The organism is Adlercreutzia equolifaciens, from assembly GCF_029076695.1.
GTDB lineage: Bacteria > Actinomycetota > Coriobacteriia > Coriobacteriales > Eggerthellaceae > Adlercreutzia > Adlercreutzia equolifaciens_A.
The window spans coordinates 1-597 of the sequence record NZ_JARFIK010000009.1; the positions used below are offsets into that span (position 1 = coordinate 1).

Below are 597 nucleotides of genomic sequence, written 5' to 3' on the forward strand. Positions count from 1 at the left end.
CCGAAGCGAATCTGCCCCACCGATACCGTGTCGTTCTCGTTGACAATGGGCACCACACCCAGCTCCAACAAGCGATTAAGCGTGTCGCGAGCGTGTAGGTAGGCGCTGCGATCGGCCGTATCGCGCCGCGTGAGCAACACCACTGAGGTGAGCATATCGTAGGGAGCGAAGGCCTGGGCGTAGGCCGTGGACAGGGCGCTCTGCACCACCCAAGCCGCCGCCTGCAGGCTCGGCAAGTCCTCGGGGCGCTTGGCAATCCCCAGGGCCTCCAGGCCGCAGGCAATGGCCGCCGAGGTAACCACGATGGGCTCCCAGCCAGCCTGGCGCACCTGAGCCAGCTGAGCGGCCAGGTCGTCCAGGAAACCGTAGTCGATGGAACTTTCCGAGGTGGTGAGCGTGGCCGTGCCGATCTTCACCACCAGGCGCTTGGCGCGCGCCGTCTTCTCTTGCGCGGTCATTACAGATCAAGCTCCTGATACATATCGACCGCTTGGGCCGTGGGCGATTCAAAGGCAAAGGAATACCCGAGGATGCGCACCTCATCGCCGTCGAGAGCGCCTGGGCGTCGATACGGCCTTGGAGAAGGCCGGCGCTCTC

At 64.5% G+C, this 597-nt stretch carries 1 pseudogene; it reads right to left on the minus strand.

Annotated elements, in window-relative coordinates:
- Positions 1–458 (minus strand): annotated as a pseudogene (locus tag PZH32_RS11190) (glutamate 5-kinase); the annotation flags it as partial.
- Positions 459–597: the final 139 nt, after the last annotated feature.